The following is a 24,707-nucleotide window of genomic DNA, read 5'->3' as shown; positions in this document are numbered from 1 at the left end:
TTCGGACGGGTTCAGGCCACGAGACGGGCCGCGGCGGCCGCCCGGACGCCGGGCTCCTCGGACGTGTCGTGATGCAGCCGCTGCAGGCGGATCTCCGTGTCGCGGGTGATCGGCGCGAACTGCGCCGCCTCCAGCCGGACGCCCTCCTCGCAGTCCCACAGCCCCTCGACGGTGTAGGACTCGGCGGTGTGCGGGGCCGTCCTCGTCAGCGCGGTCAGGATTCTGGGTCTCAGGAACGCGTACGTCGACTCGGTCCAAGCGGATTTCAGCAGCGGGACGGCCTCGCCGGCGCGGAGGCGTCCGAGTCCTTCGATGGGGCTGGCGGCGGCGCGCCACTCGCGCCGGTCCAGGGCCACGTGCAGCTCGTCCATGAGGAGCGGGACGTCCTGGCGGGTGCCGTAGCGGGCGAGGATGCTCAGCCCCATGTCCTCGCAGCCGCCGCGTTGCGTCGCCCACGCGCGCGCGCGTGGCAGCGTCTCGGGGCCGTACTCCCGCAGCGCCCGGCACACCGCCCCGCCGTACCTGCTGGGCCGCTGCGGCAGCAGCTCCTCGGCCAGGTCGAGCAGCGCGAGCGTCCGGCGTCGGCCCAGCTCGAAGATCGCGCCGATGGCCCCTTCGCCGCGGCGTCGCGCGACGTCCAGCAGCTCGGCCTCGCTCTGCGCGTCCCGTCCGGGCGCGGCGACCATCGCCCGGCGCGCCGCCCGTCCGGCCTCCCGCTGGCGCGCCAGCGCCTCGGCTATCCGCGGCTGCCGCGCCGCCCACGACTCGATCACCGGGTTGTGGTGCGCCGGGATCAGCAGCGCCAGATCCGACTCGTCGCAGCGGGCGGCGACCAGCTCGTCCAAACCCACGGTCAGCGCGGGGTCCTCAAGATCGATCAGCTCCTCGACGGCGTCGAACCACTGCGCGCCCTCCTCGGCGTACCGCCGCAGCGGCGCCGCGGCCTCCCGCCGGCTCAGCCGCACCAGGTCGGCGAGGACGCCCAGCGCCAGGTCGACCCGCCATTCGTCGGCGTCGGCCTGGTCGGACGGGTCGAACAGATGCGCCGCCACGGGCCCCGTCGGCATCTCCAGATCGACCATCAACCGGGCGTAATACAGCCGCCGTGACTCGCACTGGCGGTCCCACCGCGGATCCCGCCGGATGCAGTCGTAGACGTACTCGCCCGCGCCCGGCCTGTCCGCCGCGCGCCGCGCGGCCCTCCCGAGCCCCCGCTGCAACTGACCGTGCAGCGTGCTCGCCGATTCCAACACGACCTCGTTACTCACCACGCCAGAATGCGCACGAGACCAGATAACGGGCAAGTGCTTTAGGGCTGTCTTCGCAGCGGAGCGCCTTCTTTCCGTGTCGCGGGCCCGTTCGGTCACAGGGTTCGCTGGCTGATCCAGGACGAGTGCAGGTCGGCGTAGACGCCTTCCTCGGCGACGAGTTCGGCGTGTGGGCCGCGTTGGACGATGCGTCCCGCGTCGAACACGATGACCTCGTCTGCGGCCTCGGCGGTGGAGAGCCGGTGTGCGATGGAGATCGCGGTGCGGCCCCGGGTCACGCCGTCCAGGGCGCGCTGGATGCGGACCTCCGTGGCCGGGTCGACGGCGGACGTGGCCTCGTCCAGGACGAGGAGGTCCGGGTCGGCGATGTAGGCGCGGGCCAGGGCGACGAGCTGCCGCTCGCCCGCCGACAGCGACTCGCCGCGCTGCCCGACGGGCGTGCCCAGGCCGCCGGGGAGCCCGTCGAGCCAGTCGGCGAGGCCCAGCTCGGTCAGGGCGAGGACGAGGTCGGCGTCGGACGCGTCCGGCCGGCCGTACCGGACGTTGTCCGCCAGGGACGCGTCGAACAGGAAACCGTCCTGCGGCACCATGACGATCCGCTCGCGCAGCGACGAGAACCGGATCCGGTCGAGCGGCACGCCGTCCACGAGGACCCGTCCGGACGCCGGGTCCATGAGCCGGGTGAGGAGCTTGGCGAACGTCGTCTTGCCCGAGCCGGTCTCGCCGACGACCGCGACGCGGCTGCGCGGCGCGATGTCCACGGTCACGTCGTGCAGGACGGGCGGCCCGCCCGGGTAGGCGAACCCGACGGACTCGAACCGCACCTCGATCGGCCCGCGCGGCAGCGTCTCGCCGCCGTCGCCGGGGTCGGCCACGTCGGGGACGGTGTCCAGCACGCTCAGCACCCGCCGCCAGCCCGCGATCGCGTTCTGGGCCTGGTTGAACACCTCGGTGGCGGTCTGCATCGGGCTGACGAACAGCGTGACCAGGAACAGGAACGCGATGAGCTCACCGGCCGACAGGTGCCCGCCGATGCCGAGGAGCGTCCCGGCGATGACGACGGCGGCGGTCGCGACGGCGGCGACCAGCTCGCTGACCGGGAAGGTCAGCGCGACCATGGCCTGGGCGCCGGTCTGCGCGTCGCGGTGGGCGTCGACGGTCTCGTTCACGCGCCGTCCGGTTCGGTCCTCGGACGCGTACGCGCGGATCACCGGGGCTCCGACGACGGACTCGCTGACCGCGGCCAGCAGGTCGCCCATCTTCTCCCGCACCCCCATGTACGCCGCGGACAGGATCCGCTGGAAGTGCCGCAGCGCCCACGCCAGCGGCAGGAACGCCAGCCACACCAGCAGGGCCAGCTGCCACGAGTAGACGAGCATCAGCACGCTCGCGACGACCAGCTGCCCGATCGACACGATGAACATCAGCCCGCCCGACTGCATGAACTGGCTGATCTGGTCGACGTCGCCGGTCACCCGCGACACCAGCGCGCCGCGCTTCTCGCCGCTCTGGGTCAGCATCGACAGGTCGTGCACGTGCCGGAACGCCTTGATCCGCAGCCCCGCCAGGCCGCCCTCGGACGTCTTGTACAGCCGGACGTTCATCAGGTACGCGCACACGGCCGTCACCAGCACGGCCACCGCGCACAGCGCCACCGCCGTCCGGACGAACCCGATGTCGGGGCCGCCGCCGTCGCCGCCGAGGCCCTTGTCGATCGTCTGCTGGACGGCGATCGGCACCACCACGCGTCCGGCCGTGGACAGCAGCGCGAGGATCAGCGTCCCGGCCAGCCCCGCGCTGAACTCCGGGCTCAGCAGGACGCCCCGCTTGAGCGTGCTCAGGGCGCCTTCCGTCGTCGCGGTCTCGCTGAGCCCCGTCCCACTGGCAACCGTCATGTCAGGGCCTCCTCTCCGCCTTCGACCGCCGTCCGTTCCGCGTCCGCCTGTTCCGCGTCGGCCTGTTCCGCCTCCGCCCGTTCGGCCTCGGCCCGCTCGTAGGCGGTGACGAGGTTGCGGTAGCCCTCGGACCGCTCCAGCAGGTCCGCGTGGGAGCCGCGGGCGGTGACGCGGCCGTGCTCCAGGTAGACGACCTCGTCGGCCAGCGCGATCGTCGCCTTGCGGTAGGCGACGACCACGACGGTCGCGCCGCCCGCCGCCGCGGACTGCGCGTCCCGGAGGCTTCGCAGGATGCGGGCCTCCACCTGCGGGTCGACGCTGGACGTCGCGTCGTCCAGGACGAGCAGCCGGGGCCGCCTGACCAGCGCCCGCGCGAGCGCCAGCCGCTGCCGCTGCCCGCCCGACAGCGTCGCCCCCCGCTCCCCGACCCGCGTGTCGAGCCCGCCGGAGAGCGCCGCGACGAACCCCTCGGCCTGCGCCAGCCGGAGCGCCTCCCAGACCCGCTCGTCGGGGACGTCCAGGCCGAGCGTCACGTTCCCGCGGACGGTGTCGTCGAACAGGAACGTCTGCTGCGGGACGAGCGCGGCCGTCTCGGCGACCCCGCCCCGCCGGACGTCGCGCAGGTCGACGCCGTCCAGGAGCACCGCCCCGCCTGCCGGGTCGACCAGCCGGACGAGCAGCGAGGTGAGCGTCGACTTGCCGGAGCCCGTCGGGCCGACGACCGCGATCGTCCGGCCGGGGGACGCGGCGAACGACACGTCGTGCAGGACGGGCCGTCCCGCCGCGTCGCCGTCCCCCGCCGCGGACTCGTAGGCGAACCGGACGTCCCTGACCTCCAGCGACGTCGCCTTCCCCGCCCCGTCCAGGGAGCCGTCCCCGAACGGCAGGGAGCCCGTCGCGTCCAGGACGCTCCGGACCCGCTCCCAGCCGACGACGCTGCGCGGCACCTCGCCCAGCACCCAGCCCAGCGCCCTGATCGGCCACGACAGCAGCGTGAACAGGTACGCGACGTTCACCAGGTCGCCCGGCGACATCGCCCCCGACTCCAGCCGCAGCGACCCGATCAGCAGGACGGCGAGCACGCCCAGGTTCGGCAGCGCCTCCAGCACCGGGTCGAACAGCCCGCGGATCCGGCCGACCGCGACGTTCGCGTCCCGCAGCGCCTCCGCCCGCCCGGCGAACCGCTCCGTCTCGGCCTCCTCGCGGCCGAGGGTCTTGACGACCAGGCCGCCCTCGAAGCTCTCGTGCGCGACCTCGCTGACCTCCGCGCGCAGCTGCTGGGCGCGGGTCGCCACCGGCGACAGCCGCCGCTGGTACACGACGTTGATCAGCGCGATCGCGGGGAACACCAGGAACCCGACCCCGGCCACGACCAGATCCGTGACCATGATCGACACCGCGGCGATCAGCAGCATGAACACCACGCCGACCGCCATCGGCAGCGGCGCGATCGGCGCCCACACCGCCTCCACGTCCGCGTTGGCGTTCGACAGCAGCTGCCCCGTCGGATGCCGGTGGTGCCACGCCAGCGGCAGCCGCAGGTACTGCCGCGTCACCGCACGCCGGTACTCGGCCTGCAGGCGGTACTGCATCAGGCCCGCGTAGAACCGGCGTCCCGCCACGCCGACCGCCTTCAGCAGCGCGACCCCGACGATCAGCACGGCCGCCCCGGCCAGCGACCCGGCCGTCGTGTCCCCCGACTCGAACGCCGGCAGCACGACCTCCTCGGTCGCCCAGCCGAGCACCGTCGCGGTCGCCACGGTCATCGCCGCGTACAGCGCGCTGGCGAGGACCGACAGCGCGAAGACCCGGGGCTCGGCCCGCACCGCGACCCACAGAACGGCCATCCCCTCCCGGAGGACATGCGGGCTGACCCGTCTGGACGCAGGTGGCACGGCGACTCCTCGATCACGGCTGGCGCCCGGGAAATGTCCCCCTGCGAACGGGGTTGTGGGGGTTTGCGGGCCTGGATATTGCCTACCATTTGCCACCCGCGCTTATTCCCGGCCCGTCCGCCGCGGCCTACGATCAGGCGATGAGCACCCCGGAGGACGGGCCCGTCCGGCGCGAGCGGCAGGACGAACCCGTCCGGCGCGAGCGGCGGGCGCTGGCCGACGCCCTCGCCGAGGCCGGACCGGACGCGGCCACCAAGTGCGCCGGCTGGAACGCGCGGGATCTCGCCGCGCATCTGATCGTCCGGGAAGGGCGTCCCGACGCCGCACCGGGAATACTTCTGCCCCCGCTGTCCTTCTACTCCGAGCGCGTGCGGCGCCGTACGGCGCGGACCGTTCCGTTCGACCGTCTGGTAGAACGGTTTCGGTCGGGACCGCCGAAGTTCTCGCCGTACGCGCTTCCCGGCGTGGACAAAATCGCGAACGGCGTCGAGTTCTTTGTTCACCATGAGGACATCCGCCGCGCGCGTCCTGACTGGGAGCCGCGGGAGATCTCCCCGGAACTAGAGGAACTGCTCTGGCGACGGATAAGAATTGCCCGCTTTGTCCTAAGGAAAGTTCATGTTCGGGTAACGCTCGTCCAGCCGGACGGACGGAGCGTCCGCGCATCAGGACGGGGTCGCGGCGCCGTCCGCGTCCACGGCCCGGTCGGCGAACTCGTCCTGTGGGCACTGGGCCGCGGGGACGTCGCGAACGTCCGCCTCACCGGGGCGACGGACGCTGTCAAGACCCTGACCGAGACCGGTTGGAGTCTTTAACGGCCAGGTAACGGCATGGTTCGCGGAGAGGTGAATCGCGAGCCTTGCGGCTCCTCCGCTTTACGCGGAAGCGGTGATACGGTGGTCCGGTCGGTTGCAGTCGTGGTTCTCGATCGTTCAGACGCCCGCGGACTGATGGCAGCGGGCGTTTTGGCTTTTCCGGGACCGTACCGGGGGCGAGAGCGTTCCGCAGCGACCGCACGGGCCCGCGAGGTGTGGGCCCAGGTTTTGCCGCAAGGAGAAAGACATGCCCCAGCAGGGCACCGTGAAGTGGTTCAACGCCGAGAAGGGCTTCGGATTCATCGCCGTGGACGGCGGCGGACCGGACGTCTTCGTGCACTACTCGGCTATCCAGACCTCCGGGTACCGCACTTTGGACGAGAACCAGCGCGTCCAGTTCGAGGTGACGCAGGGTAACCGGGGTCCGCAGGCCGACCAGGTCGTCCCCCTGTAAAGCCCGTAGTCGTACGTCAGGGCCCGTCTTTCTTCAGCAGGAGGCGGGTCCTTTCGTGTGCCGGGGCAGTTCCGAGACCGTCGCCGTCGTCGTCGCCGTGACCGAGACCGTGGTTGAGACCGTCGCCGGGGCCGTGTCGAGTGCGGCGGACGGCACGCGGCACAATGGACACCATGTCCGTTCGACCGTCCAATCTGGACCCCAAGATCGCTGACCGGCTCAAGCGCGACCCCAACGGGCTCGTGCCCGCCATCGCCCAGCAGTACGACACCGGCGAGGTGCTCATGCTCGGCTGGATGGACGACGAGGCCCTGCACCGCACCCTCACCACCGGCCGCTGCACCTACTGGTCCCGCAGCCGCCAGGAGTACTGGGTGAAGGGCGAGAGCTCCGGCCACCAGCAGTGGGTCAAGTCGGTCGCGCTGGACTGCGACGCCGACGCGATCCTGGTGAAGGTCGACCAGGTCGGCGCCGCCTGCCACACCGGCGACCGCACCTGCTGGGACGCCGACGTCCTGGACGCCGCCGTCGGCGAGCGACCCGACCCCGCCCCGTGACCGGGCCGGCGAAGAAGCAGGGCCGATGACCCCCGGGCGCGAACGCGGGCTGGCGGCGCTGCTGTGCGCCGCCGGGGCCGGTCTCGTCCTGCTCGCCGCCGGCCGCACCTGGGCCGCCGTCGAGGCCGAGGACGCCATCACCCCGTTCAGCCAGACCCTGACCGGCGGCGACCTCGGCGGCGCCTCCGGCGCGCTCGGCTGGGCCGGCCTCGCGGGCCTCGCCGCGATCTTCGCCGCCGGCGGCCGTGTGCGCGCGGGCGTCGGCGTCCTCATCGCGCTGTTCGGCGCCGGCATCGTCTACGCCTCGGCCGCCGCCGTGCAACGCTCCAACGTGCTGTCCGCCGCGGGCGACAAGAGCGCCCTGCTGAAACTCGGCGCCGACCCCGCCGTGGACGTCAACCTCTGGTGGACGGTCTCCGTCGCCGGCGGAGTCCTGCTCGTCGCCGCCGGCGCCGTCACGGCGGTGCGCGGCGCGCGCTGGCCCGCCATGTCCGCGCGCTACGAGCGCGCGACCCCGCGGAAGCCCGCCGCCGAGGCCGACGCCGGGCCCGCCGGGGTCGGGCCCGCCGACGACGATCCGTCCGCCATGTGGAAGTCCCTCGACCGCGGCGAGGACCCCACCGCCCAGAAGAACGGACGCCCGTGAACACCGACGGCCTCGGGGTCGTCCTCGTCGTCGAGCACGACCCCGCCGTCGCCGAACTGGAGCGCCGCTACCTCGCCCGCGAGGGCTTCGACGTCGAGATCGAGGCCGATCCCGGCCGGGCGCCCGCCGCCGCCGAGCGCGGGCGGCCCGACGTCGTCGTCCTCGACCTGTCCGTCTCGGCGCTGCCCGCCGACCTGTACCGGCGCGTCGCCGAGGCCGCGCGGCCCGCGCCCGTGATCGCCGTGACCGGACCGCTGGACCCCGCCGTCGCCCGCACCCTCGGCGACCACCACGTCGACCGGCCCTTCAGCCCCCGCGTCCTCGTCGGCGCCGTCGCCGACGCGCTCCGCAGCGGCGGGCCCGCCGAGACGCCGGGCCCGCTCCGCGCGGGCGCCGTCGCCCTCGACCCCGCGGGCCGCACCGCCGTCATCGCCGACCGCCGCGTCACCCTCACCGTCACCGAGTTCGACCTCCTCGAATTCCTCATGGCCAACCCCGGCCGCGTCTTCACCCGCGAGCAGCTCCTCGACGCCGCCTGGGGCCCGGGGGCCGGCGCCGGAAGCCGCACCGTGGACGTCCACGTCGCCCAGCTCCGCGCCAAGCTGGGCGAAGGCAACCCGATCAGGACCGTGCGCGGCGTCGGCTACGTCCTCGACCGGTGATCTCGCCGCGGGGGCTCCTAGGGTGGACGGTGTGACTCGCGTGTCATCGCCGTCGGCCAGGCGGACGCTGCTGCCGCAGGGGCTCGTGCTCAGCGGGGTCGTCGCGGGCGCGCTGATGGTCGCGTTCCGGGACCCGAACGAGGCGGGGCACTATCCGGGCTGCCCGTTTCTGGCCATGACCGGGTACTACTGTCCGGGGTGCGGGATGATGCGGTCCGTCCATGCGCTCACGCACGGGGACGTGGGGACGGCGTTCGGGCTCAACCCGCTGATGTTCGTCCTGCTGCCGGTGTTCGGGTACATGTTCGTCCGGTGGACGGTGCTGGGCGCGCGGGGGATGCCGATGCGGTCGGCGCTGTTCAGGCCGGTGGTGGCGTACTCGTTCGTCGGCGTCCTCGCCGTGTACTGGGTCGTCCGCAACCTGCCGTTCGCGCAGGCGCTGGCGCCCTGAGCGGCGCCCCGGGCGACGGAGCCGCCGGAGGGGTCCCGGATGCGGAGACCGTTCCAGGGGGCGGCTACGATCGGTGCACGGAACGACCTGAAATAGGGGGGCCTGCGACCTTGAGCGTTTTGGACGAGATCGTTGAGGGCGTCCGGGCCGATCTCGCCGAAAGGCAGCGTGAGGTCCCGCTCGACGCCCTGAAGGAGAAGGCGGCGGCCGCCCCCGCCGCGCGGGACGCGCTCGCCGCGCTCCGCGGGCCGGGCGTCTCGGTGATCGCCGAGGTCAAGCGCAGCAGCCCGTCCAAGGGGGCGCTCGCCGCGATCGCCGACCCCGCCGCCCTCGCCCGCGACTACGAGTCCGGCGGCGCGAAGGTGATCAGCGTGCTGACCGAGCGGCGCCGGTTCGGCGGCAGCCTGGACGACCTCGCCGCCGTCCGCGCGAACGTCGACGTCTGCGTCCTGCGCAAGGACTTCATCGTCTCGTCCTACCAGCTGTGGGAGGCGCGGGCGCACGGCGCCGACATGGCGCTGCTCATCGTCGCCGCGCTGGCGCAGGACGCGCTGGTGTCGCTGGTCGAGCGGGCCGAGTCGATCGGGCTGGTCCCGCTGGTGGAGGCGCACACCGAGGAGGAGGCCGTCCGCGCCGTCGACGCGGGCGCCAAGGTCGTCGGCGTGAACGCGCGCGACCTGAAGACGCTGCAGGTCGACCGCGGCGTGTTCGCCCGGGTCGCGCCGCACCTCCCCAAGGACGTCGTGAAGATCGCCGAGTCGGGCGTGCGGGGCCCGCACGACCTGCTCGCCTACGCCTCAAGCGGCGCGGACGCGGTGCTGGTCGGGGAGAGCCTGGTGATCGGCAAGGACCCGCGCACCGCGGTCGCCGACCTCGTCGCCGCGGGCGCCCACCCCGCGCTGCGGCAGAGCGGCTGAGAGACTGGATAGGGTTGTGGGCATGCAGGTCGAACCGCTCCGGGAGCGATGGCAGGGCTTCACTCTCTGACTCAGTGACAAGCCCCTTCTCCTACGACAGGACGCGTTTCCCATGACCATCGACACCGCGCGCGGTGCCGTGCCCGACCTGACGGGCCACTTCGGATCGTTCGGCGGCCGGTTCGCCCCCGAGGCGCTGATGGCGGCGCTGGACGAGCTGACCCGCGAGTTCGAGACCGCCGAGCACGACCCCGCCTTCACCGCCGAACTGGACGACCTGCTCGCGAACTACGCGGGCCGTCCCAGCCTGCTGACCGAGGCGAAGCGCTTCTCCGAGCGCGCGGGCGCCCGCGTGCTCCTCAAGCGCGAGGACCTCAACCACACCGGCTCCCACAAGATCAACAATGTGCTGGGGCAGGCGCTGCTGACCCGGCGGATGGGCAAGACCCGCGTGATCGCCGAGACGGGCGCGGGCCAGCACGGCGTCGCGACCGCCACGGCGGCGGCGCTGCTCGGCCTGGACTGCACCGTCTACATGGGCGAGGTCGACACCGAGCGGCAGGCGCTCAACGTCGCGCGGATGCGGATGCTCGGCGCCGAGGTCGTCCCGGTGACGACCGGCAGCCGCACCCTCAAGGACGCCTGCAACGAGGCGTTTCGCGACTGGGTCGCCAGTGTCGAGGACACCCACTACTGCATCGGCTCCGTGATGGGCCCGCACCCGTTCCCGATGATGGTCCGCGACTTCCAGCGGATCATCGGGGTCGAGGCGCGGCGGCAGTGCCTGGAGCTGACCGGTTCGCTGCCGGACGCGGTCGTCGCCTGCGTCGGCGGCGGCTCCAACGCGATCGGCGTGTTCCACGCGTTCGTCCCGGACGAGTCCGTCCGGCTGCTCGGGTTCGAGGCGGGCGGCGACGGCGTCGCGACCGGCAGGCACGCCGCGACGCTGGTCGGCGGCTCGCTCGGCGTCATCCACGGCATGCGCACCTACCTGCTGCAGGACGACGACGGCCAGACCCTGGAGACCCACTCGATCTCCGCCGGCCTCGACTATCCAGGCGTCGGCCCCGAGCACGCGTGGCTGCGCGACTCCGGCCGCGCCGAGTACAGCGAGATCACCGACGCGGAGGCGATGGACGCGTTCTCGCTGCTGTGCCGCACGGAGGGCATCATCCCGGCCATCGAGTCCGCGCACGCGCTCGCGGGCGTGCTCAAGATCGGTCCCGAACTGGGCCCGGACGCCACGATCGTCGTGTGCCTGTCCGGACGCGGCGACAAGGACATGCACACGGCCGCCGGCTTCTTCGGCCTGATGCCCGAGGGAGAAGGCCAGTGAGCGTCCAGGCCGCCTACGACAAGGCCAAGGCCGAGGGGCGCGCCGCGCTCGTCGGCTACCTGCCCGCCGGGTTCCCCACCCGCGACGGCGCCGTCGACGCCCTGAAGACGATGGTCGACGCGGGCTGCGACGTCATCGAGATCGGGCTGCCCTACACCGACCCGATGATGGACGGCCCCACCATCCAGGACGCCGTGCACCAGGCGCTGGTCGGCGGCGTCCGCGTCGCCGACGTGTTCCGGACCGTCGAGGCCGTCGCCGCCACCGGCGTCCCCACGCTCGTCATGACGTACTGGAACCCCGTCGACCACTACGGCGTCGACCGGTTCGCCCGCGACCTCGCCTCCGCCGGCGGCTCCGGGCTGATCACGCCGGACCTCACGCCTGAGGAGGGCGGCGCGTGGCTGGCGGCGTCCGACGCGCACGGCGAGGGGGAGGGCCTCGACCGGGTGTTCCTCGTCGCGCTCAGCTCCACCGACGAGCGCATCGAGAAGATCACCGGGGCGTCCCGCGGGTTCGTGTACGCGGCGTCGCTGATGGGCGTCACGGGCGCCCGCAGGGCCGTCGACACCGGCGCCCCGCGCCTGGTGGAGCGGACCCGCGCGATCATCGACAAGGCGGGGACGGCGCTGCCGGTCGGGCTCGGGCTCGGCGTCGGCGACGGCGCGCAGGCCGCCGAGGTCGCCGGGTTCGCCGACGGCGTGATCGTCGGGTCGGCGTTCGTCCGCCGCCTGCTGGACGCGCCCGACCTCGCGTCCGGGCTGGCCGGCGTCCGCGCGCTCACCGAGGAGCTGGCCGCGGGCGTCCGCGCCCGCTGACCAGAGGGTCTACATTCCCGGTGGGACGCCCCTCGATTCCTGGGGCGTCCCCCACGGGATGCGGGTCCGGGAACTCGCGGACGCGGCCTCCGAGTTGTGCTTGTGATGCCGCCGCTCTCCCGTAGGGTGTGTGTTCGCCGGGTGAGGCGGTCCTGGAAGGATCACGATGACGCAAGAGATGACGGCGAAGGACCGGGCCAAGACGGCCGCGCCGCCGCTGCCGCCCGCATGGTTCCAGGTCGTGGCCTGGATCCTGACGGTCGCCGGGTTCGGGATCTCCGTCTACCTGACGATCGCGCATTACCGGGAAGGGGCGCTGGTGTGCTCGGCGTCCAAGACGGTCGACTGCCACGCGGTCACGACCAGCGAGTACTCGAAGCTGGCCGGGATTCCCATGCCGCTGCTCGGGCTGTCGTTCTTCGTCGTGTTCGCCGCGCTGATCACCCCGTGGGCGCTGCGGTCGGCCTGGCCGCCGCTGCGGTGGGCGCGGGTGGCGAGCGTGGCGGTCGGCGTTCTGTTCGTCGTCTATCTCGTCACCGTCGAGCTGGCAATTCTGCACAAAATTTGCCTGTGGTGCACCGGGGTGCACGTCGTGACCGTCCTTCTCTTCCTTCTCGTTCTCATCGACGAATTCCGGCGAATCGGTCAAGTGGACTAGTCTCGCCGTCACCGCGCCGCACGGTGGCGGCGCGGCCCACACGCACTAGGAGAAACCCCATGAGCAAGGCCGCACGAGAGCGGTCCGCGCGGGAGCGCCTGGCCGCGGAGCGCAAGCGGCAGGAGGCGCGCTCGAAGCAGCGGCGGCTGCTCGCCATCGTCCTCGGGTCGGTGGTGGCGGTGGCGGTCATCGTGGTCGGGACCGTCCTGATCGTCGACCAGCAGCGCAAGAACGGCAAGGCCGAGCCGCACACGGGCGCGCTCGCCCCGCTCAGCCGCCAGGCGGACGGCTCGATCGTGATGGCCCAGGCCGGCGTCGCCAAGCCCGAACTGGAGATCTTCGAGGACTTCCAGTGCCCGATCTGCAAGCAGTTCGAGGAGAGCACCGGCAAGACCATCCTGGAGCTCGCGCAGCAGGGCAAGGTCAAGGTCGTCTACCGGCCGTTCCACCTGTTCGGGCAGCAGCAGGACCCGGTCAAGATCAACTCGCTGCGGTCGGCGGAGGCGGCGCTCTGCGTCCCGGCCGACAAGTGGATCTCCTACCATGACGCGCTGTTCAAGTTCCAGCCCAGGGAGGGCGACGAGGGCTTCTCCCCCGACGACCTCGTCAAGTGGGGCAAGGACGTCGGCGTCACCGACGCGAACTTCGAGAAGTGCGTGCGGGACGAGCAGAAGAAGCCCCAGGTCGACGCCATGACCAAGTACGCCCTGCAGACGCGGGCCGTCGACGGCACGCCGACCCTCTTCCTCGACGGCAAGAAGCTCAACTCCGAGCAGTTCACGAACCCCGGGGCGCTGCGGGCCACCATCGACGCCGCCAGGGCCGCCGGCAAGTAACGTCCGGCCGATCCGCGCCGCGCCGTCCCCGCCGGGACGGCGCGGCGCGGCGCGTTTGACCGCCCCGTGGCGCCGCGTCCCGCTACGCTCGTGCGAGCATTCAGTCACGCACGGTAGCGATCGGGGGATCGATGAGCGAGCAGGGGAGTGAGCCTTCGGCACGCCGGCGGCTCACGGACGAGTGGACCAGGGCCGAGGCGCGGGAGCGGCGCCGGCGGTTGCTGCTGGTCGTCCTCGGCGGGGTCGTCGCGGCGGCCGTCGTGGTCGTGGTGGTGGTCGTGGCCGTCGTCTCCCGCGACGCCGGGGACGAGGCGCTCGACTCGTACGAGGGCCCGCTGGCGCCGACGGCCCGCGAGCAGTACGGCGCCGTCGCGATGGCGCGGCCCGGCGTCTCCGCACCCGTCCTCGACCTGTACGAGGACTTCCAGTGCCCCGCGTGCAGGGCCCTGGAGAAGCGGCTCGGCGGGACGATCAAGCAGCTCGCCGCCGAGGGCAAGGCCAAGGTCGTCTACCGGCCGTTCCAGCTCTTCCAGCAGGAGCCGCTGATGTCGAACTCGCGGCGCGCCGCGAACGCCGCGGCCTGCATCCCGGTCGCCAACTGGGTTCCGTACCACGACAGGCTCTTCGCGGAGCAGCCCACCGAGGGCGACACGGGCTTCGGCAACGAGGACCTGATCGACTGGGCCGCCGCGCAGGGGACCGCCGACCCGGCGTTCGCCGCCTGCGTCAACGGCTCCCAGCGGATCGACCTGGTGGAGAAGGCCAGCGCCCTGGCCGGGAGGTCCGGCGTCGACGCCACCCCGTACCTGGCGCTGAACGGCCGGAAGGTCGACGCCGACGTCCTCGGCTCCCCGGACGAGCTGGAGAAGGCCGTCGCGAAGGCCACCGGGGGACGGGCCCCGGCGCCCGCCGTCACCCACTCGGGCGGCGCCGCGACGGGCGGCGACCCGGCGGCGTGATCGAGACCGCGCGCACCGCGGCCCCGAGGCGGTAACGTCTGCGGGCATGGAGCCGCTGGCCTATATTCCGAGTCCCTCGCAGGGCGTCTGGCACCTCGGGCCCATCCCGATCCGCGCCTACGCCGTCATGATCATTCTTGGCATCGTCGTCGCGGTCTGGCTGGGCGAACGCCGCTGGGCCGCCAAGGGCGGCGCGCCCGGCGTGATCGTCGACGTGGCCGTGTGGGCGGTGCCGTTCGGGCTCGTCGGCGGGCGGCTCTACCACGTCCTCACCGACTACCAGCGCTACTTCGGCGCGGACGGCGACCCGCTCCGCGCGCTGGAGATCTGGAAGGGCGGCCTCGGCATCTGGGGGTCGATCGCGGTCGGCGCGGTCGGCGCGATCATCGGCTGCCGGCGGCGCGGGATCTCCACCCTCGCGCTCGCCGACGCGGTCGCGCCGGGCATCGTCCTCGCGCAGGCCATCGGCCGGTGGGGCAACTACTGGAACCAGGAGCTGTACGGGCGGCCGCTCGACGCGTTCTGGGCCATCGAGATCGACGAGAACCACCGTCCGGTGCTGGACGGCGGGCCCGCGCTCGACCCCGAGTACGCCGACATCGCCCATTACCACCCGACGTTCCTGTACGAGTTCCTGTGGTGCGTCGGCGTCGCGATCCTCGTCATCTGGGCCGACCGCCGCTACAAGCTCACGCACGGGCGCGCGTTCGCGCTCTACGTCGCCGCCTACACCCTGGGACGCGCCTGGATCGAGGCGCTGCGCATCGACGAGGCCCACGAGATCCTCGGCCTGCGGCTGAACGACTGGACGTCGATCATCCTCTTCGTGGGCGCGGTCGCGTACATGTACCAGGCCCGCAACCGCACCGCCCCGGAGAACGTCGGCGTTCCCGCCACGGAACCCGCGTCCGGCGAATCGGCCACCGCCGACCCCGCCGACTCCGCCGAGACCAAGGTGGACCTGGACAAGGACCTCGATCCGGAGGACGAGGCGGACACTGAAGAGACCGCGGTCACCCCGGACGCCGCGGTAGAGCCGGAACCCGAAGAACCCGCCGAGAAGACCGAAACCGCCGAGGCGTCCGAAGCCGAGGAGAAGCCCGAGGCCGACGAGGCGTCCGACTCCGGCGAGGAGCCCGCTTCCGACGCGGACGCGGAGGACACGGAGGACGACCCGGACGACGAGGAGCCCGAGAAGGATCGCGCCGGGGACGCCAAAGACGACGGTGCCGCCGAACCCACCGAACGGGTAGAAGAAGGGGAGCCCGTCAGGGACGGGAAGTAGGAGTCGGCGGCGGCGACCGGTGCGGGAGACATGACCAGCGGCAAGGCCGGAGTGCGTCCGGAGCGCCACCACCAGCACCGCGACGTCACCGGCGGCTGGCTGCGGCCCGCGGTGTTCGGCGCGATGGACGGCCTCGTCTCCAACTTCGCGCTGATCGCGGGCATCGCGGGCGGCCAGGCGAGTCAGCGGGTCGTCCTGCTCGCGGGTCTCGCCGGCCTGGCGGCGGGCGCGTTCTCGATGGCGGCGGGGGAGTACATCTCGGTCGCGTCCCAGTCGGAGCTGGCCGAGGCGGAGATCGAGGTGGAGCGGCTGGAGCTCGCCCGGCATCCGGGGGCCGAGGAGCGGGAGCTGGCCGGGGTCTTCGAGGCGCGGGGCGTCGACCCGGACACCGCGGCGGAGGTCGCGCGGCAACTGTCCCGCGACCCGGACGAGGCCCTGGAGGTGCACGCCAGGGAGGAGCTCGGCGTGACGCCCGGCGACCTGCCGTCCCCGGTGCTGGCGGCGGGCTCGTCGTTCCTGTCGTTCGCGGTCGGGGCGCTGCTGCCGGTGCTGCCGTACCTGCTGGGCGCGTCCTCGCTGTGGCCCGCCGCGGGCGTCGCCGCGCTCGGCCTGTTCACCGCCGGAGCGCTGGTGTCGCGGGTGACGACCCGCGCCTGGTGGTCCGGCGGGACGCGGCAGCTGCTGTTCGGCGCGGCCGCCGCGGCGATCACCTACGGGGTGGGCGCGCTGATCGGGACGAGCTGATCGGAACGGTCCCGCCGGAGGGTCCGCCCGGCCGTCCAAGGAATCTGGATGAAACGCCCTTTTGGCCTCGCGGGGGGCGGCGGGGCCGCTAAGCTCCCGGACGTGATCGAGGCTCGTGACACAGGCTCCCGCAAGACCCCGCGCCGGGGCCGCGGGCGGGACTTCTGGCCGGACGACGACAAGCCCGGCCGCCGGCTCCCCAGTCCGAAGCTGCTGTACGCCGCGGCCGCCGCGCTGGTGGCGGTGGTCGTCGCGGTGGTGGCCGTGATGGCGCTGACCGGCGGCGGCACGGAGGGCGGCGCCGCCCCGAAGGAGGTCCTGCCGACCGCCTACACGCCGGACTACAACGGCGAGGGCTTCCGGCAGATCGCCGAGCGGTCCGCCGACGGCCGCGCGATCACCGAGGGCGAGGCGTTCTCCGCCAAGAGCCTGAAGTCCGGCGGCTACACCTTCGCGCTCGCCGCGTCCGACCTGAAGTCCGACTGCAAGGCCGCGACGTGGGGCGCCCGGCTGCAGGGCGACCTCGCCAAGTTCGGCTGCAACCAGGTCGCCCGCGCCGCGTACGTGAGCGCCGACAAGAAGCACGTCGGCCACTTCATCGTGATCAACCTGGTGGGGGTCGAGGGCGTCAAGCAGATCCTGCGCGACCTGGACCCGCGGACCAAGGCGGGCTGGCCGACCCTGCTGAAGGCGCCGGGCGTGCCCGCGACCGGCGCCGGGTTCAGCGCCGCCTACGCCAAGACCTACGGCCACTACGCGGTGCTCACGCTGGTGGAGCGAGCCGGCGGGCAGCAGCCGGGCTCGCTCAACGAGATGATCGACGTGAGCCTGGTCATCGAGAACGCCGCCGACTTCCTGTACGGGCGGCTCGACCTGGCCTCCAGCGGGAAGCCCGGGCCGTGAGCGGGCGGCGCGCGGGCGCGTCACCGGTCGCCGGGCAGTAGTCTGCGCGGTCGTGGACCCCGATGAGCCATGGAACCTGACGAACGCCGCCGCGGCGGCGGCCCCCGGCGGGCGCCGGTGAGCCGCCAGGGCCGCGGGCGCCCCGCCCCGCGCCGGACCGTCCCGGGCCGCGCGGGCGCCCCCCGCCCGCGCGACGCGTCCCGCCGTCCGCCGCGCCCGGACCGTCCCGCGACGCCTCCGCCGCGCCTGCCCTACGAGGACGACGAGTCCGGGTACCGGGACGCGTCCAGGCAGGCACCGCCGCCGCGTCCCGGCAGGCGGAACCGGCGCGACGCCAGGGCCGAGCTTCCGATCGAGCCGCCGCGCGACGTCCGCGACGGCCGTGACGGCCGCGAGATCCGCGACGGCCGTGGTGCGTGCCAGGCCCGTCCCGGGCGGGGCGGGGGCGGGCTCGGGCCGAGGCTGTACTTCGGCGCGGCGGCCGTCCTCGGCCTGTTCGTGCTGCTCGGACTCGGCGTGGTGGTCGTCCTGCGCGGCGGGGGCGGCGCCGAGAGCCCGGCCATGAGCAACGCGCGGATCGGGAAGCCCGCGGGGAACGGCCTCTCGCCGGACTTCTACTCCAGCTCGCCGTCGACGTCGGCGTACGCGGGCATCGCGTCCCGCGGCACGGACGCCAAGCCGCTGACGATCGAGGAGGCGTTCCCGGCGTCGGCCACGACGCTGTCCGTCCCCGACGGCGACGTCGAGGTGAAGCTGCGCGCCAAGCGCCTCGACGCCGACTGCGCGGCCGCCGTGTGGGGCGCGACCGTCGGCGACGTGCTGGGCAAGGGCGGCTGCACGCAGGCGGTCCGCGGGATCTACTCCGACACCGAGCGCGGCTACGGGCTTGCCGTCGCGGTGTTCAACCTGGCCGGGTCGGCGGACGCGGACCGGTTCGTCGCGACGCTGGAGGAGACGCTCGGCGCCGGGTCCGTCCGGCCGCTGGAGGCCCCGGCCCCGCTGGACGTCTTCGGACGCGGCTTCGGGATGTCGCGCGGCCTCGCCATGGGCCACTTCGCCGTGGTCACGTGGGCGGAGCGCCTGGACGGCAAGGGCGACGAGAAGGACGAGACGCTGCTGTCGCTGCTGATCGAGGGCGGCAAGGCCCCGGCGGTGCTCGGCCGCGCCGCCCGCACGTCCGACTGACCGGGTTTCGGGCAGGTTACCGGCGGGGACCGTAAACCTTGTGCGCCGGTGACGATGCTCACCGAGGTCAGCGCCCTTCCCGCCGGGGCTCTGCGGGTAAACTGGTCTAAACCACTGTGAGATGCCACGGGGTCGATCGGCGCCCGGAAGTTTCGTGATCTGGTGCCTTCGGGCATGATCCCGGCAGTGATGTAATGTCATCTCACCGCAGCAGGGCCAACGTCGTCCCGAGCCTGCACTGACACCGAAGCAGTGACAAGACGACGACGGAGGGTTTCATGGCTGCTGCTGCCCTCACACCCGCCGGCCGTGCGCCCGGCGCACCTGCCGCTCCCGCCCCTGAGCCCACCGCCCCCGCGCCCGCGCCCGGCGCGACGGGACGCCCCCGCGCCCAGGGCCTGTACGACCCGGCGAACGAACACGACGCGTGCGGCGTCGGCATGGTCGCCGACCTGCACGGCCGCACGAGCCACGACATCGTGCAGAAGGCCCTGACCGTCCTGAAGAACCTCGACCACCGCGGGGCCGTGGGCGCGGAGCCGGACGACGGCGACGGCGTCGGCATCCTCGTCCAGGTCCCGGACGCGTTCTTCCGCGAGGTCTGCGACTTCCCGCTCCCCGAGCGCGGCGCGTACGCGGCCGGGATCGCGTTCCTCCCGCAGGACGGCGACGAGCGCGCCGCCGTCATCGCCCACGTCGAGACGCTCTGCGCCGAAGAGGGCCTGACCGCCCTCGGGTGGCGCGAGCTCCCGCACGACCCCGACTTCACCGGCCCGGCGTCCCGACGTGTCATGCCGCACTTCGCGCAGCTGTTCGTCACGCCCACCGCCGGCGGCCCCCACGACGGCAAGACGGGCCTGGAGCTCGACCGCGTCGTGTTCTGCATGCGCGAGCGCGCCGAACAGGACGTAGCCGTCTACTTCCCGAGCCTGTCCAGCCGGACGATCGTCTACAAGGGGATGCTGACGACGCCGCAGCTGGAGCCGTTCTTCCCCGACCTGTCGGACCGCCGGTTCAGCAGCGCGATCGCGCTCGTCCACTCCCGGTTCTCGACGAACACGTTCCCCGCGTGGGAGCTGGCCCACCCGTACCGGTTCATCGCGCACAACGGCGAGATCAACACGGTGAAGGGCAACCGGAACTGGATGCGGGCCCGCGAGGCGCTGCTGAAGTCCGACCTGCTGCCGGGCGACCTGTCCCGGATCTACCCGGTGATCGACATCGAGGCCAGCGACACGGCGTCGTTCGACGAGTGCCTGGAGCTGCTGCACCTCGGCGGCCGGTCGCTGCCGCACGCCGTGCTGATGATGATCCCGGAGGCCTGGGAGAACCACACGGAGATGGACGCGGAGCGCCGCGCCTTCTACGAGTTCCACTCCACGCTGATGGAGGCGTGGGACGGCCCGGCGAGCGTCAGCTTCACCGACGGCACCGTCGTCGGCGCGGTCCTGGACCGCAACGGGCTGCGTCCCGGCCGGTACTGGGTGACGCGCGACGGCCTGGTCGTGCTGGCCAGCGAGGCGGGCGTGCTCGACATCCCGGCGGCCGACGTCGTCCGGAAGGGACGGCTCCAGCCCGGCAAGATCTTCCTGGTGGACACCGCCGCCGGGCGGATCGTCGAGGACGACGAGGTCAAGGCCGAGCTGGCCGCCGAGCACCCGTACGGGGAGTGGCTGCATGAGGGGCTCGTCCGGTTCGAGGAGCTGCCGCAGCGCGAGCGGGAGATCCCGACGCACGACACGCTGGTGAAGCGGCAGCAGACGTTCGGGTACACGCTCGAAGAACAGCGGATCATCCTGACGCCGATGGCGCGGACGGGTGCGGAGCCGATCGGCTCCATGGGCACCGACACGCCGATCGCGGTGCTGTCGGAGCGTCCGCGGCTGCTGTTCGACTACTTCAAGCAGCTGTTCGCGCAGGTCACGAACCCGCCGCTGGACGCGATCCGCGAGGAGCTCGTCACCTCGCTCCAGTCGACGCTCGGCCCGGAGGGCAACCTCCTGGAGCCCGGCCCCGACTCGTGCCGGCGGCTCGTCCTGCCCACGCCCATCCTGGACAACGACGAGCTGTCCAAGATCATCCACATCGACGACGAGGGATCGCTGCCGCATCTGCAGGCCCACGTCGTCCATGGGCTGTACGACGTCGCGGGCGGGGGAGCGGCCCTGGAGGCCCGCCTGGAGGAGATCAACTCCGAGGTCAGCCGGGCCATCGACGCCGGCGCCCGCATCATCGTCCTGTCGGACCGGGGCGCGGGACCGGCCCGCGCCGCGATCCCGTCGCTGCTGCTGACAGGGGCCGTCCACCACCATCTGATCAGGGAGAAGACCCGCACCCGGGTCGGCCTGGTGATCGAGACGGGCGAGGCCCGCGAGTGCCACCACATGGCGCTGCTGATCGGGTACGGCGCGTCCGCGATCAACCCGTACCTGGCGATCGAGACCGTCGAGGACCTCGTCCGCGGCGGCGTCATCGACGGCCTGGACGCGCCGAAGGCCGTAAGGAACCTGGTCAAGGCGTACGGCAAGGGCGTCCTGAAGGTCATGTCGAAGATGGGCGTGTCGACGGTCGCGTCCTACACCGGCGCGCAGATCTTCGAGGCGATCGGCCTCGGCGAGGACGTCGTGTCCCGCTGCTTCACCGGCACCACGTCCCGGCTCGGCGGCGTCGGGTTCGACGTGCTGGCCCGCGAGGCCGCCGAGCGGCACGCCCGCGCCTACCCGCCGGGCGGCAACGACCTCGCGCACCGGACGCTCGACGTCGGCGGCGAGTACCAGTGGCGCCGCGAGGGCGAGCCGCACCTGTTCAACCCGGACACGGTGTTCAAGCTGCAGCACGCCACCCGCACCCGCCGCTACGAGATCTTCAAGGAGTACACCTCCAAGGTCGACTCGCAGGCGGAGAAGCTGATGACGCTCCGCGGCCTGTTCCGGCTGAAGGAGGGCGAGCGGGAGCCCGTCCCGCTGGACGAGGTCGAACCCGTATCGGAGATCGTCAAGCGGTTCTCCACCGGCGCGATGTCGTACGGGTCCATCTCGGCGGAGGCGCACGAGACGCTCGCGATCGCGATGAACCGGCTCGGCGGCAAGTCCAACACCGGCGAGGGCGGCGAGGACCCGGTGCGCTTCACCCCGGACGAGAACGGCGACCTGCGCCGCAGCGCGATCAAGCAGGTCGCGTCGGGCCGGTTCGGCGTCACGTCCGAGTACCTGACCAACTCCGACGACATCCAGATCAAGATGGCGCAGGGCGCCAAGCCCGGCGAGGGCGGCCAGCTGCCAGGCCACAAGGTGTACCCGTGGATCGCGAAGACGCGGCACTCCACGCCCGGCGTCGGCCTCATCTCGCCGCCGCCGCACCACGACATCTACTCCATCGAGGACCTCGCGCAGCTCATCCACGACCTGAAGAACGCCAACCCGGCGGCGCGCGTGCACGTCAAGCTCGTCGCGGAGGTCGGCGTCGGGACGGTCGCGGCCGGGGTGTCCAAGGCGCACGCCGACGTGGTGCTGATCTCCGGGCACGACGGCGGCACCGGCGCGTCCCCGCTGACGTCGCTGAAGCACGCGGGCGCGCCGTGGGAGCTGGGCCTCGCCGAGACGCAGCAGACGCTGCTGCTGAACGGCCTGCGCGACAGGATCGTCGTGCAGACCGACGGGCAGATGAAGACCGGACGGGACGTCGTCGTCGCCGCGCTGCTCGGCGCCGAGGAGTACGGCTTCGCGACCGCCCCGCTGGTGGTGTCGGGCTGCATCATGATGCGCGTCTGCCATCTGGACACCTGCCCGGTCGGCGTCGCGACGCAGAACCCCGTCCTGCGGCGGCGGTTCGCGGGCAAGCCGGAGTTCGTCGTCAACTTCTTCGAGTTCGTCGCCGAGGAGGTCCGCGAGTACCTGGCGGCGCTCGGGTTCCGCTCGCTGGACGAGGCCATCGGGCACGTCGAGCTGATCGACGCCCGCGACGCCGTCGAGCACTGGAAGGCGTCCGGCCTGGACCTCGCGCCGATCCTGCACGCGCCGGAGGTCGCGGACGGCGCCGCGCTGCACCGCACCACCGTCCAGGACCACGGCCTGGAGAAGGCGCTGGACAACACGCTGATCCAGCTGTCCGAGGGCGCGATCGCGTTCGGCGACACGGTCACGCTTGAGCTGCCGATCCGCAACGTCAACCGGACGGTCGGCACCATGCTCGGCCACGAGATCACCCGCAAGTGGGGCGGCGAGGGCCTGCCCGACGACACGATCGACGTCTCGTTCACCGGCTCGGCGGGCAACTCGTTCGGCGCGTTCGTGCCGCGCGGCATCACGCTGCGGCTGGTCGGCGACGCCAACGACTACGTCGGCAAGGGCCTGTCCGGCGGGCGGCTGACGCTGCGTCCCCCGGCGGACGCCGGGTTCGCGGCCGAGGAGCAGATCATCGGCGGCAACGTCATCCTGTACGGCGCGACGTCAGGCGAGCTGTTCGCGCGCGGGATCGTCGGCGAGCGGTTCTGCGTCCGCAACTCCGGCGCCACCGCCGTCGTGGAGGGCGTCGGCGACCATGCCTGCGAGTACATGACCGGCGGCCGCGCCGTCGTCCTCGGGCGGACGGGACGCAACCTCGCGGCCGGGATGTCCGGCGGCATCGCCTACGTCCTGGACCTGGTGCCCGAGCGGGTCAACGCCGAGATGGTCGACCTGGAGCCACTCGACGCCGCCGACGTGGACTCCGTCCGGACGCTGGTCGAACGGCACCTCGACGAGACCGGCTCCGCCGTCGCCCGCCGCCTCCTGGACGACTGGGACGCCGCCGCCGCCCGCTTCACCAAGATCATGCCGCGCGACTACCGGCGCGTCCTGGACGCCATGGCGAGGGCCGAGGCCGAGGGACGCGACGTGGACGAGGCCGTCATGGCCGCCGCGCAGAGCTGAGAGAGGGGGACTTCCTTCAATGGCCGACCCGAAGGGTTTTCTGACCGTCCGGCGGGAGCTCCCGAAGCGCCGTCCGGTCGACGTGCGGATCCGCAGCTGGTCCGAGGTCTACGAGGACTTCGGCCGCGACCGCCTGGAGAAGCAGGCGAGCCGCTGCATGGACTGCGGCGTCCCGTTCTGCCACCAGGGCTGCCCGCTCGGCAACCTCATCCCCGAATGGAACGACCTCGTCCACCGGGGGGACTGGCACGAGGCGATCGAGCGGCTGCACGCCACCAACAACTTCCCGGAGTTCACCGGGCGGCTGTGCCCGGCGCCGTGCGAGAGCGCCTGCGTCCTCGGCATCAACCAGGACCCGGTGACGATCAAGCGGGTCGAGGTCGAGATCATCGACCGGGCGTTCGCGGAGGGCTGGGTGCGCCCGCAGCCGCCCGCCGTGAGGACCGGCAGGACCGTCGCGGTCGTCGGCTCGGGGCCCGCGGGCCTCGCCGCCGCGCAGCAGCTCACCCGCGCCGGGCACGACGTCACCGTGTACGAGCGCGCCGACCGGATCGGCGGCCTGCTGCGCTACGGCATCCCCGAGTTCAAGATGGAGAAGCGGCACCTGGAGCGGCGCCTCGACCAGATGCGCGCCGAGGGCACCGTGTTCAAGACGTCCGTGCACGTGGGCGTCGACGTCACCGCCGACGACCTGCGCGCCGGGCACGACGCCGTCGTCCTCGCGGGCGGCGCCACCGCCTGGCGCGACCTGCCCGTCCCCGGACGCGAGCTGAACGGCGTCTACCAGGCGATGGAGTACCTGCCGCCGTCCAACCGGGCGCAGGAGGGCGACTACGACGAGTCGCCGATCTCCGCGAAGGGCAAGCACGTCGTGGTCATCGGCGGCGGGGACACCGGCGCGGACTGCGTCGGCACCGCGATCCGGCAGGGCGCCGCGTCCGTCACCCAGCTGGAGATCATGCCGCGGCCGCCGGAGTCCCGCCCGGACGCGCAGCCGTGGCCGACGTACCCGATGCTGTTCAAGATGGAGAGCGCCCACGAGGAGCTCGCCGACCTGGGCGGCGACCGCGTCTACGCCGTGTCCACCACGGAGTTCGCGGGCGACGGCGACGGCAACGTCCGGGCCCTGCGCCTGGTGGAGGTCGGCGGGCCGGACACCGGGTTCAAGCCGATCGAGGGCACCGAGCGGGAGATCCCCGCCGGGCTCGTCACCCTCGCGATGGGCTTCCTCGGGCCGGAGCGGGAGGGCCTGCTCGACCAGCTCGGCGTCGAGCTGGACCAGCGCGGCAACGTCGTCCGCGACGGCGACTACAAGACGTCCGTGGACGGCGTGTTCGCCGCCGGGGACATGGGCCGCGGCCAGTCCCTGATCGTGTGGGCCATCGCCGAGGGCCGCGCCGCCGCCCACGGCGTCGACGCCTACCTCACCGGCGCCACCGCCCTGCCCTACCCCATCCCACCCACGGCCCGCCCCTTCTAGCCCAGGGGGGCGACCCCCTGGAACCCCCGTCAC

Annotated in this window: 21 protein-coding genes; 18 read left to right on the top strand and 3 right to left on the bottom strand. The window is 72.8% G+C overall.

Going from position 1 to position 24,707, the window contains the following annotated elements; genetic code table 11:
- Positions 1-11 precede the first annotated feature (11 nt).
- From ACH34T_RS28025 to ACH34T_RS28015, 3 genes are all read right to left on the bottom strand, one after another.
- A complete protein-coding gene (locus ACH34T_RS28025; protein ID WP_396023913.1) occupies positions 12-1,268 on the bottom strand; it encodes a hypothetical protein in 1,257 nt (418 codons plus the stop codon).
- A 95-nt stretch (positions 1,269-1,363) separates the two neighbouring features.
- Positions 1,364-3,163 carry an ABC transporter ATP-binding protein gene (locus ACH34T_RS28020; protein WP_396023912.1) on the bottom strand — a complete coding sequence of 600 codons (1,800 nt, stop codon included), beginning with the start codon at positions 3,161-3,163 and terminating at the stop codon, positions 1,364-1,366.
- The gene (locus tag ACH34T_RS28015) at positions 3,160-5,010 is read right to left on the bottom strand and encodes an ABC transporter ATP-binding protein (RefSeq protein ID WP_396023911.1); all 1,851 of its coding nucleotides are present in this window, start codon (positions 5,008-5,010) and stop codon (positions 3,160-3,162) included. The genes ACH34T_RS28020 and ACH34T_RS28015 overlap by 4 nt, the downstream gene beginning before the upstream one ends.
- Before the next feature lie 188 nt (positions 5,011-5,198).
- Here ACH34T_RS28015 and ACH34T_RS28010 point away from each other — a divergent pair, with 188 nt between their 5' ends.
- From ACH34T_RS28010 to ACH34T_RS27925, 18 genes are all read left to right on the top strand, one after another.
- On the top strand, positions 5,199-5,873 hold the full coding sequence (locus tag ACH34T_RS28010; protein ID WP_396023910.1) for a TIGR03085 family metal-binding protein: 675 nt from the start codon (positions 5,199-5,201) through the stop codon (positions 5,871-5,873).
- Positions 5,874-6,120: 247 nt separating this feature from the next.
- The gene (locus ACH34T_RS28005; RefSeq protein WP_026405868.1) at positions 6,121-6,327 is read left to right on the top strand and encodes a cold-shock protein; all 207 of its coding nucleotides are present in this window, start codon (positions 6,121-6,123) and stop codon (positions 6,325-6,327) included.
- A 173-nt stretch (positions 6,328-6,500) separates the two neighbouring features.
- Positions 6,501-6,884, top strand: coding sequence for a phosphoribosyl-AMP cyclohydrolase (gene hisI / locus ACH34T_RS28000; protein ID WP_396023909.1), 384 nt, complete (start codon positions 6,501-6,503; stop codon positions 6,882-6,884).
- Between the two features lie 25 nt (positions 6,885-6,909).
- Complete coding sequence (locus ACH34T_RS27995; protein ID WP_396023908.1) at positions 6,910-7,530, top strand: Trp biosynthesis-associated membrane protein; 621 nt, start codon at positions 6,910-6,912, stop codon at positions 7,528-7,530.
- Complete coding sequence (locus ACH34T_RS27990; RefSeq protein ID WP_396023907.1) at positions 7,527-8,192, top strand: response regulator transcription factor; 666 nt, start codon at positions 7,527-7,529, stop codon at positions 8,190-8,192. Before ACH34T_RS27995 ends, ACH34T_RS27990 begins: the two co-directional genes overlap by 4 nt.
- Positions 8,193-8,223: 31 nt before the next feature.
- The gene (locus ACH34T_RS27985) at positions 8,224-8,643 is read left to right on the top strand and encodes a DUF2752 domain-containing protein (RefSeq protein ID WP_396023906.1); all 420 of its coding nucleotides are present in this window, start codon (positions 8,224-8,226) and stop codon (positions 8,641-8,643) included.
- Between the two features lie 110 nt (positions 8,644-8,753).
- A complete protein-coding gene (gene trpC / locus ACH34T_RS27980) occupies positions 8,754-9,560 on the top strand; it encodes an indole-3-glycerol phosphate synthase TrpC (protein ID WP_396023905.1) in 807 nt (268 codons plus the stop codon).
- A gap of 112 nt (positions 9,561-9,672) precedes the next feature.
- Entirely contained in the window at positions 9,673-10,896 is a 1,224-nt protein-coding gene (gene trpB, locus ACH34T_RS27975; RefSeq protein WP_396023904.1) for a tryptophan synthase subunit beta, read from the top strand.
- Positions 10,893-11,714 (top strand): tryptophan synthase subunit alpha, encoded by an 822-nt coding sequence (gene trpA, locus ACH34T_RS27970; RefSeq protein ID WP_396023903.1) that lies wholly within the window; start codon positions 10,893-10,895, stop codon positions 11,712-11,714. The genes trpB and trpA overlap by 4 nt, the downstream gene beginning before the upstream one ends.
- Positions 11,715-11,880: 166 nt before the next feature.
- Entirely contained in the window at positions 11,881-12,372 is a 492-nt protein-coding gene (locus ACH34T_RS27965; RefSeq protein ID WP_396023902.1) for a vitamin K epoxide reductase family protein, read from the top strand.
- 59 nt (positions 12,373-12,431) lie between these two features.
- Positions 12,432-13,208 carry a DsbA family protein gene (locus tag ACH34T_RS27960; RefSeq protein ID WP_396023901.1) on the top strand — a complete coding sequence of 259 codons (777 nt, stop codon included), beginning with the start codon at positions 12,432-12,434 and terminating at the stop codon, positions 13,206-13,208.
- Positions 13,209-13,339: 131 nt separating this feature from the next.
- The gene (locus ACH34T_RS27955; RefSeq protein ID WP_396023900.1) at positions 13,340-14,167 is read left to right on the top strand and encodes a DsbA family protein; all 828 of its coding nucleotides are present in this window, start codon (positions 13,340-13,342) and stop codon (positions 14,165-14,167) included.
- 46 nt (positions 14,168-14,213) lie between these two features.
- Complete coding sequence (lgt, locus tag ACH34T_RS27950) at positions 14,214-15,452, top strand: prolipoprotein diacylglyceryl transferase (RefSeq protein WP_396023899.1); 1,239 nt, start codon at positions 14,214-14,216, stop codon at positions 15,450-15,452.
- Between the two features lie 30 nt (positions 15,453-15,482).
- A complete protein-coding gene (locus ACH34T_RS27945; protein WP_396023898.1) occupies positions 15,483-16,196 on the top strand; it encodes a VIT1/CCC1 transporter family protein in 714 nt (237 codons plus the stop codon).
- Positions 16,197-16,298: 102 nt separating this feature from the next.
- Positions 16,299-17,099, top strand: coding sequence for a hypothetical protein (locus ACH34T_RS27940; RefSeq protein WP_396023897.1), 801 nt, complete (start codon positions 16,299-16,301; stop codon positions 17,097-17,099).
- 69 nt (positions 17,100-17,168) lie between these two features.
- Positions 17,169-18,284 carry a hypothetical protein gene (locus ACH34T_RS27935; protein ID WP_396023896.1) on the top strand — a complete coding sequence of 372 codons (1,116 nt, stop codon included), beginning with the start codon at positions 17,169-17,171 and terminating at the stop codon, positions 18,282-18,284.
- 278 nt (positions 18,285-18,562) lie between these two features.
- On the top strand, positions 18,563-23,194 hold the full coding sequence (gene gltB, locus ACH34T_RS27930) for a glutamate synthase large subunit (protein ID WP_396023895.1): 4,632 nt from the start codon (positions 18,563-18,565) through the stop codon (positions 23,192-23,194).
- Positions 23,195-23,213: 19 nt separating this feature from the next.
- Positions 23,214-24,674 carry a glutamate synthase subunit beta gene (locus tag ACH34T_RS27925; protein WP_396023894.1) on the top strand — a complete coding sequence of 487 codons (1,461 nt, stop codon included), beginning with the start codon at positions 23,214-23,216 and terminating at the stop codon, positions 24,672-24,674.
- The last annotated feature ends 33 nt before the right edge of the window (positions 24,675-24,707 follow it).

Origin of the sequence: Actinomadura sp. 9N215, from assembly GCF_044326345.1 — a bacterium.
Classification (GTDB): Bacteria; Actinomycetota; Actinomycetes; order Streptosporangiales; family Streptosporangiaceae; genus Spirillospora.
Note: the sequence above shows the minus strand (reverse complement) of the source record. Positions and strands in the feature narration are given on the sequence as shown.

Excerpts from the sequence above, each read along its gene's own strand:
- ACH34T_RS28020 (WP_396023912.1), bottom strand. The coding sequence starts at position 3,163 with ATGACGGTTGCCAGTGGGACGGGGCTCAGCGAGACCGCGACGACGGAA.
- ACH34T_RS28015 (WP_396023911.1), bottom strand. The coding sequence starts at position 5,010 with ATGGCCGTTCTGTGGGTCGCGGTGCGGGCCGAGCCCCGGGTCTTCGCG.
- ACH34T_RS28010 (WP_396023910.1), top strand. The coding sequence starts at position 5,199 with ATGAGCACCCCGGAGGACGGGCCCGTCCGGCGCGAGCGGCAGGACGAA.
- ACH34T_RS28005 (WP_026405868.1), top strand. The coding sequence starts at position 6,121 with ATGCCCCAGCAGGGCACCGTGAAGTGGTTCAACGCCGAGAAGGGCTTC.
- hisI (WP_396023909.1), top strand. The coding sequence starts at position 6,501 with ATGTCCGTTCGACCGTCCAATCTGGACCCCAAGATCGCTGACCGGCTC.
- ACH34T_RS27995 (WP_396023908.1), top strand. The coding sequence starts at position 6,910 with ATGACCCCCGGGCGCGAACGCGGGCTGGCGGCGCTGCTGTGCGCCGCC.
- trpB (WP_396023904.1), top strand. The coding sequence starts at position 9,673 with ATGACCATCGACACCGCGCGCGGTGCCGTGCCCGACCTGACGGGCCAC.
- ACH34T_RS27965 (WP_396023902.1), top strand. The coding sequence starts at position 11,881 with ATGACGCAAGAGATGACGGCGAAGGACCGGGCCAAGACGGCCGCGCCG.
- ACH34T_RS27960 (WP_396023901.1), top strand. The coding sequence starts at position 12,432 with ATGAGCAAGGCCGCACGAGAGCGGTCCGCGCGGGAGCGCCTGGCCGCG.
- ACH34T_RS27955 (WP_396023900.1), top strand. The coding sequence starts at position 13,340 with ATGAGCGAGCAGGGGAGTGAGCCTTCGGCACGCCGGCGGCTCACGGAC.
- lgt (WP_396023899.1), top strand. The coding sequence starts at position 14,214 with ATGGAGCCGCTGGCCTATATTCCGAGTCCCTCGCAGGGCGTCTGGCAC.
- ACH34T_RS27945 (WP_396023898.1), top strand. The coding sequence starts at position 15,483 with ATGACCAGCGGCAAGGCCGGAGTGCGTCCGGAGCGCCACCACCAGCAC.
- ACH34T_RS27935 (WP_396023896.1), top strand. The coding sequence starts at position 17,169 with ATGGAACCTGACGAACGCCGCCGCGGCGGCGGCCCCCGGCGGGCGCCG.
- gltB (WP_396023895.1), top strand. The coding sequence starts at position 18,563 with ATGGCTGCTGCTGCCCTCACACCCGCCGGCCGTGCGCCCGGCGCACCT.
- ACH34T_RS27925 (WP_396023894.1), top strand. The coding sequence starts at position 23,214 with ATGGCCGACCCGAAGGGTTTTCTGACCGTCCGGCGGGAGCTCCCGAAG.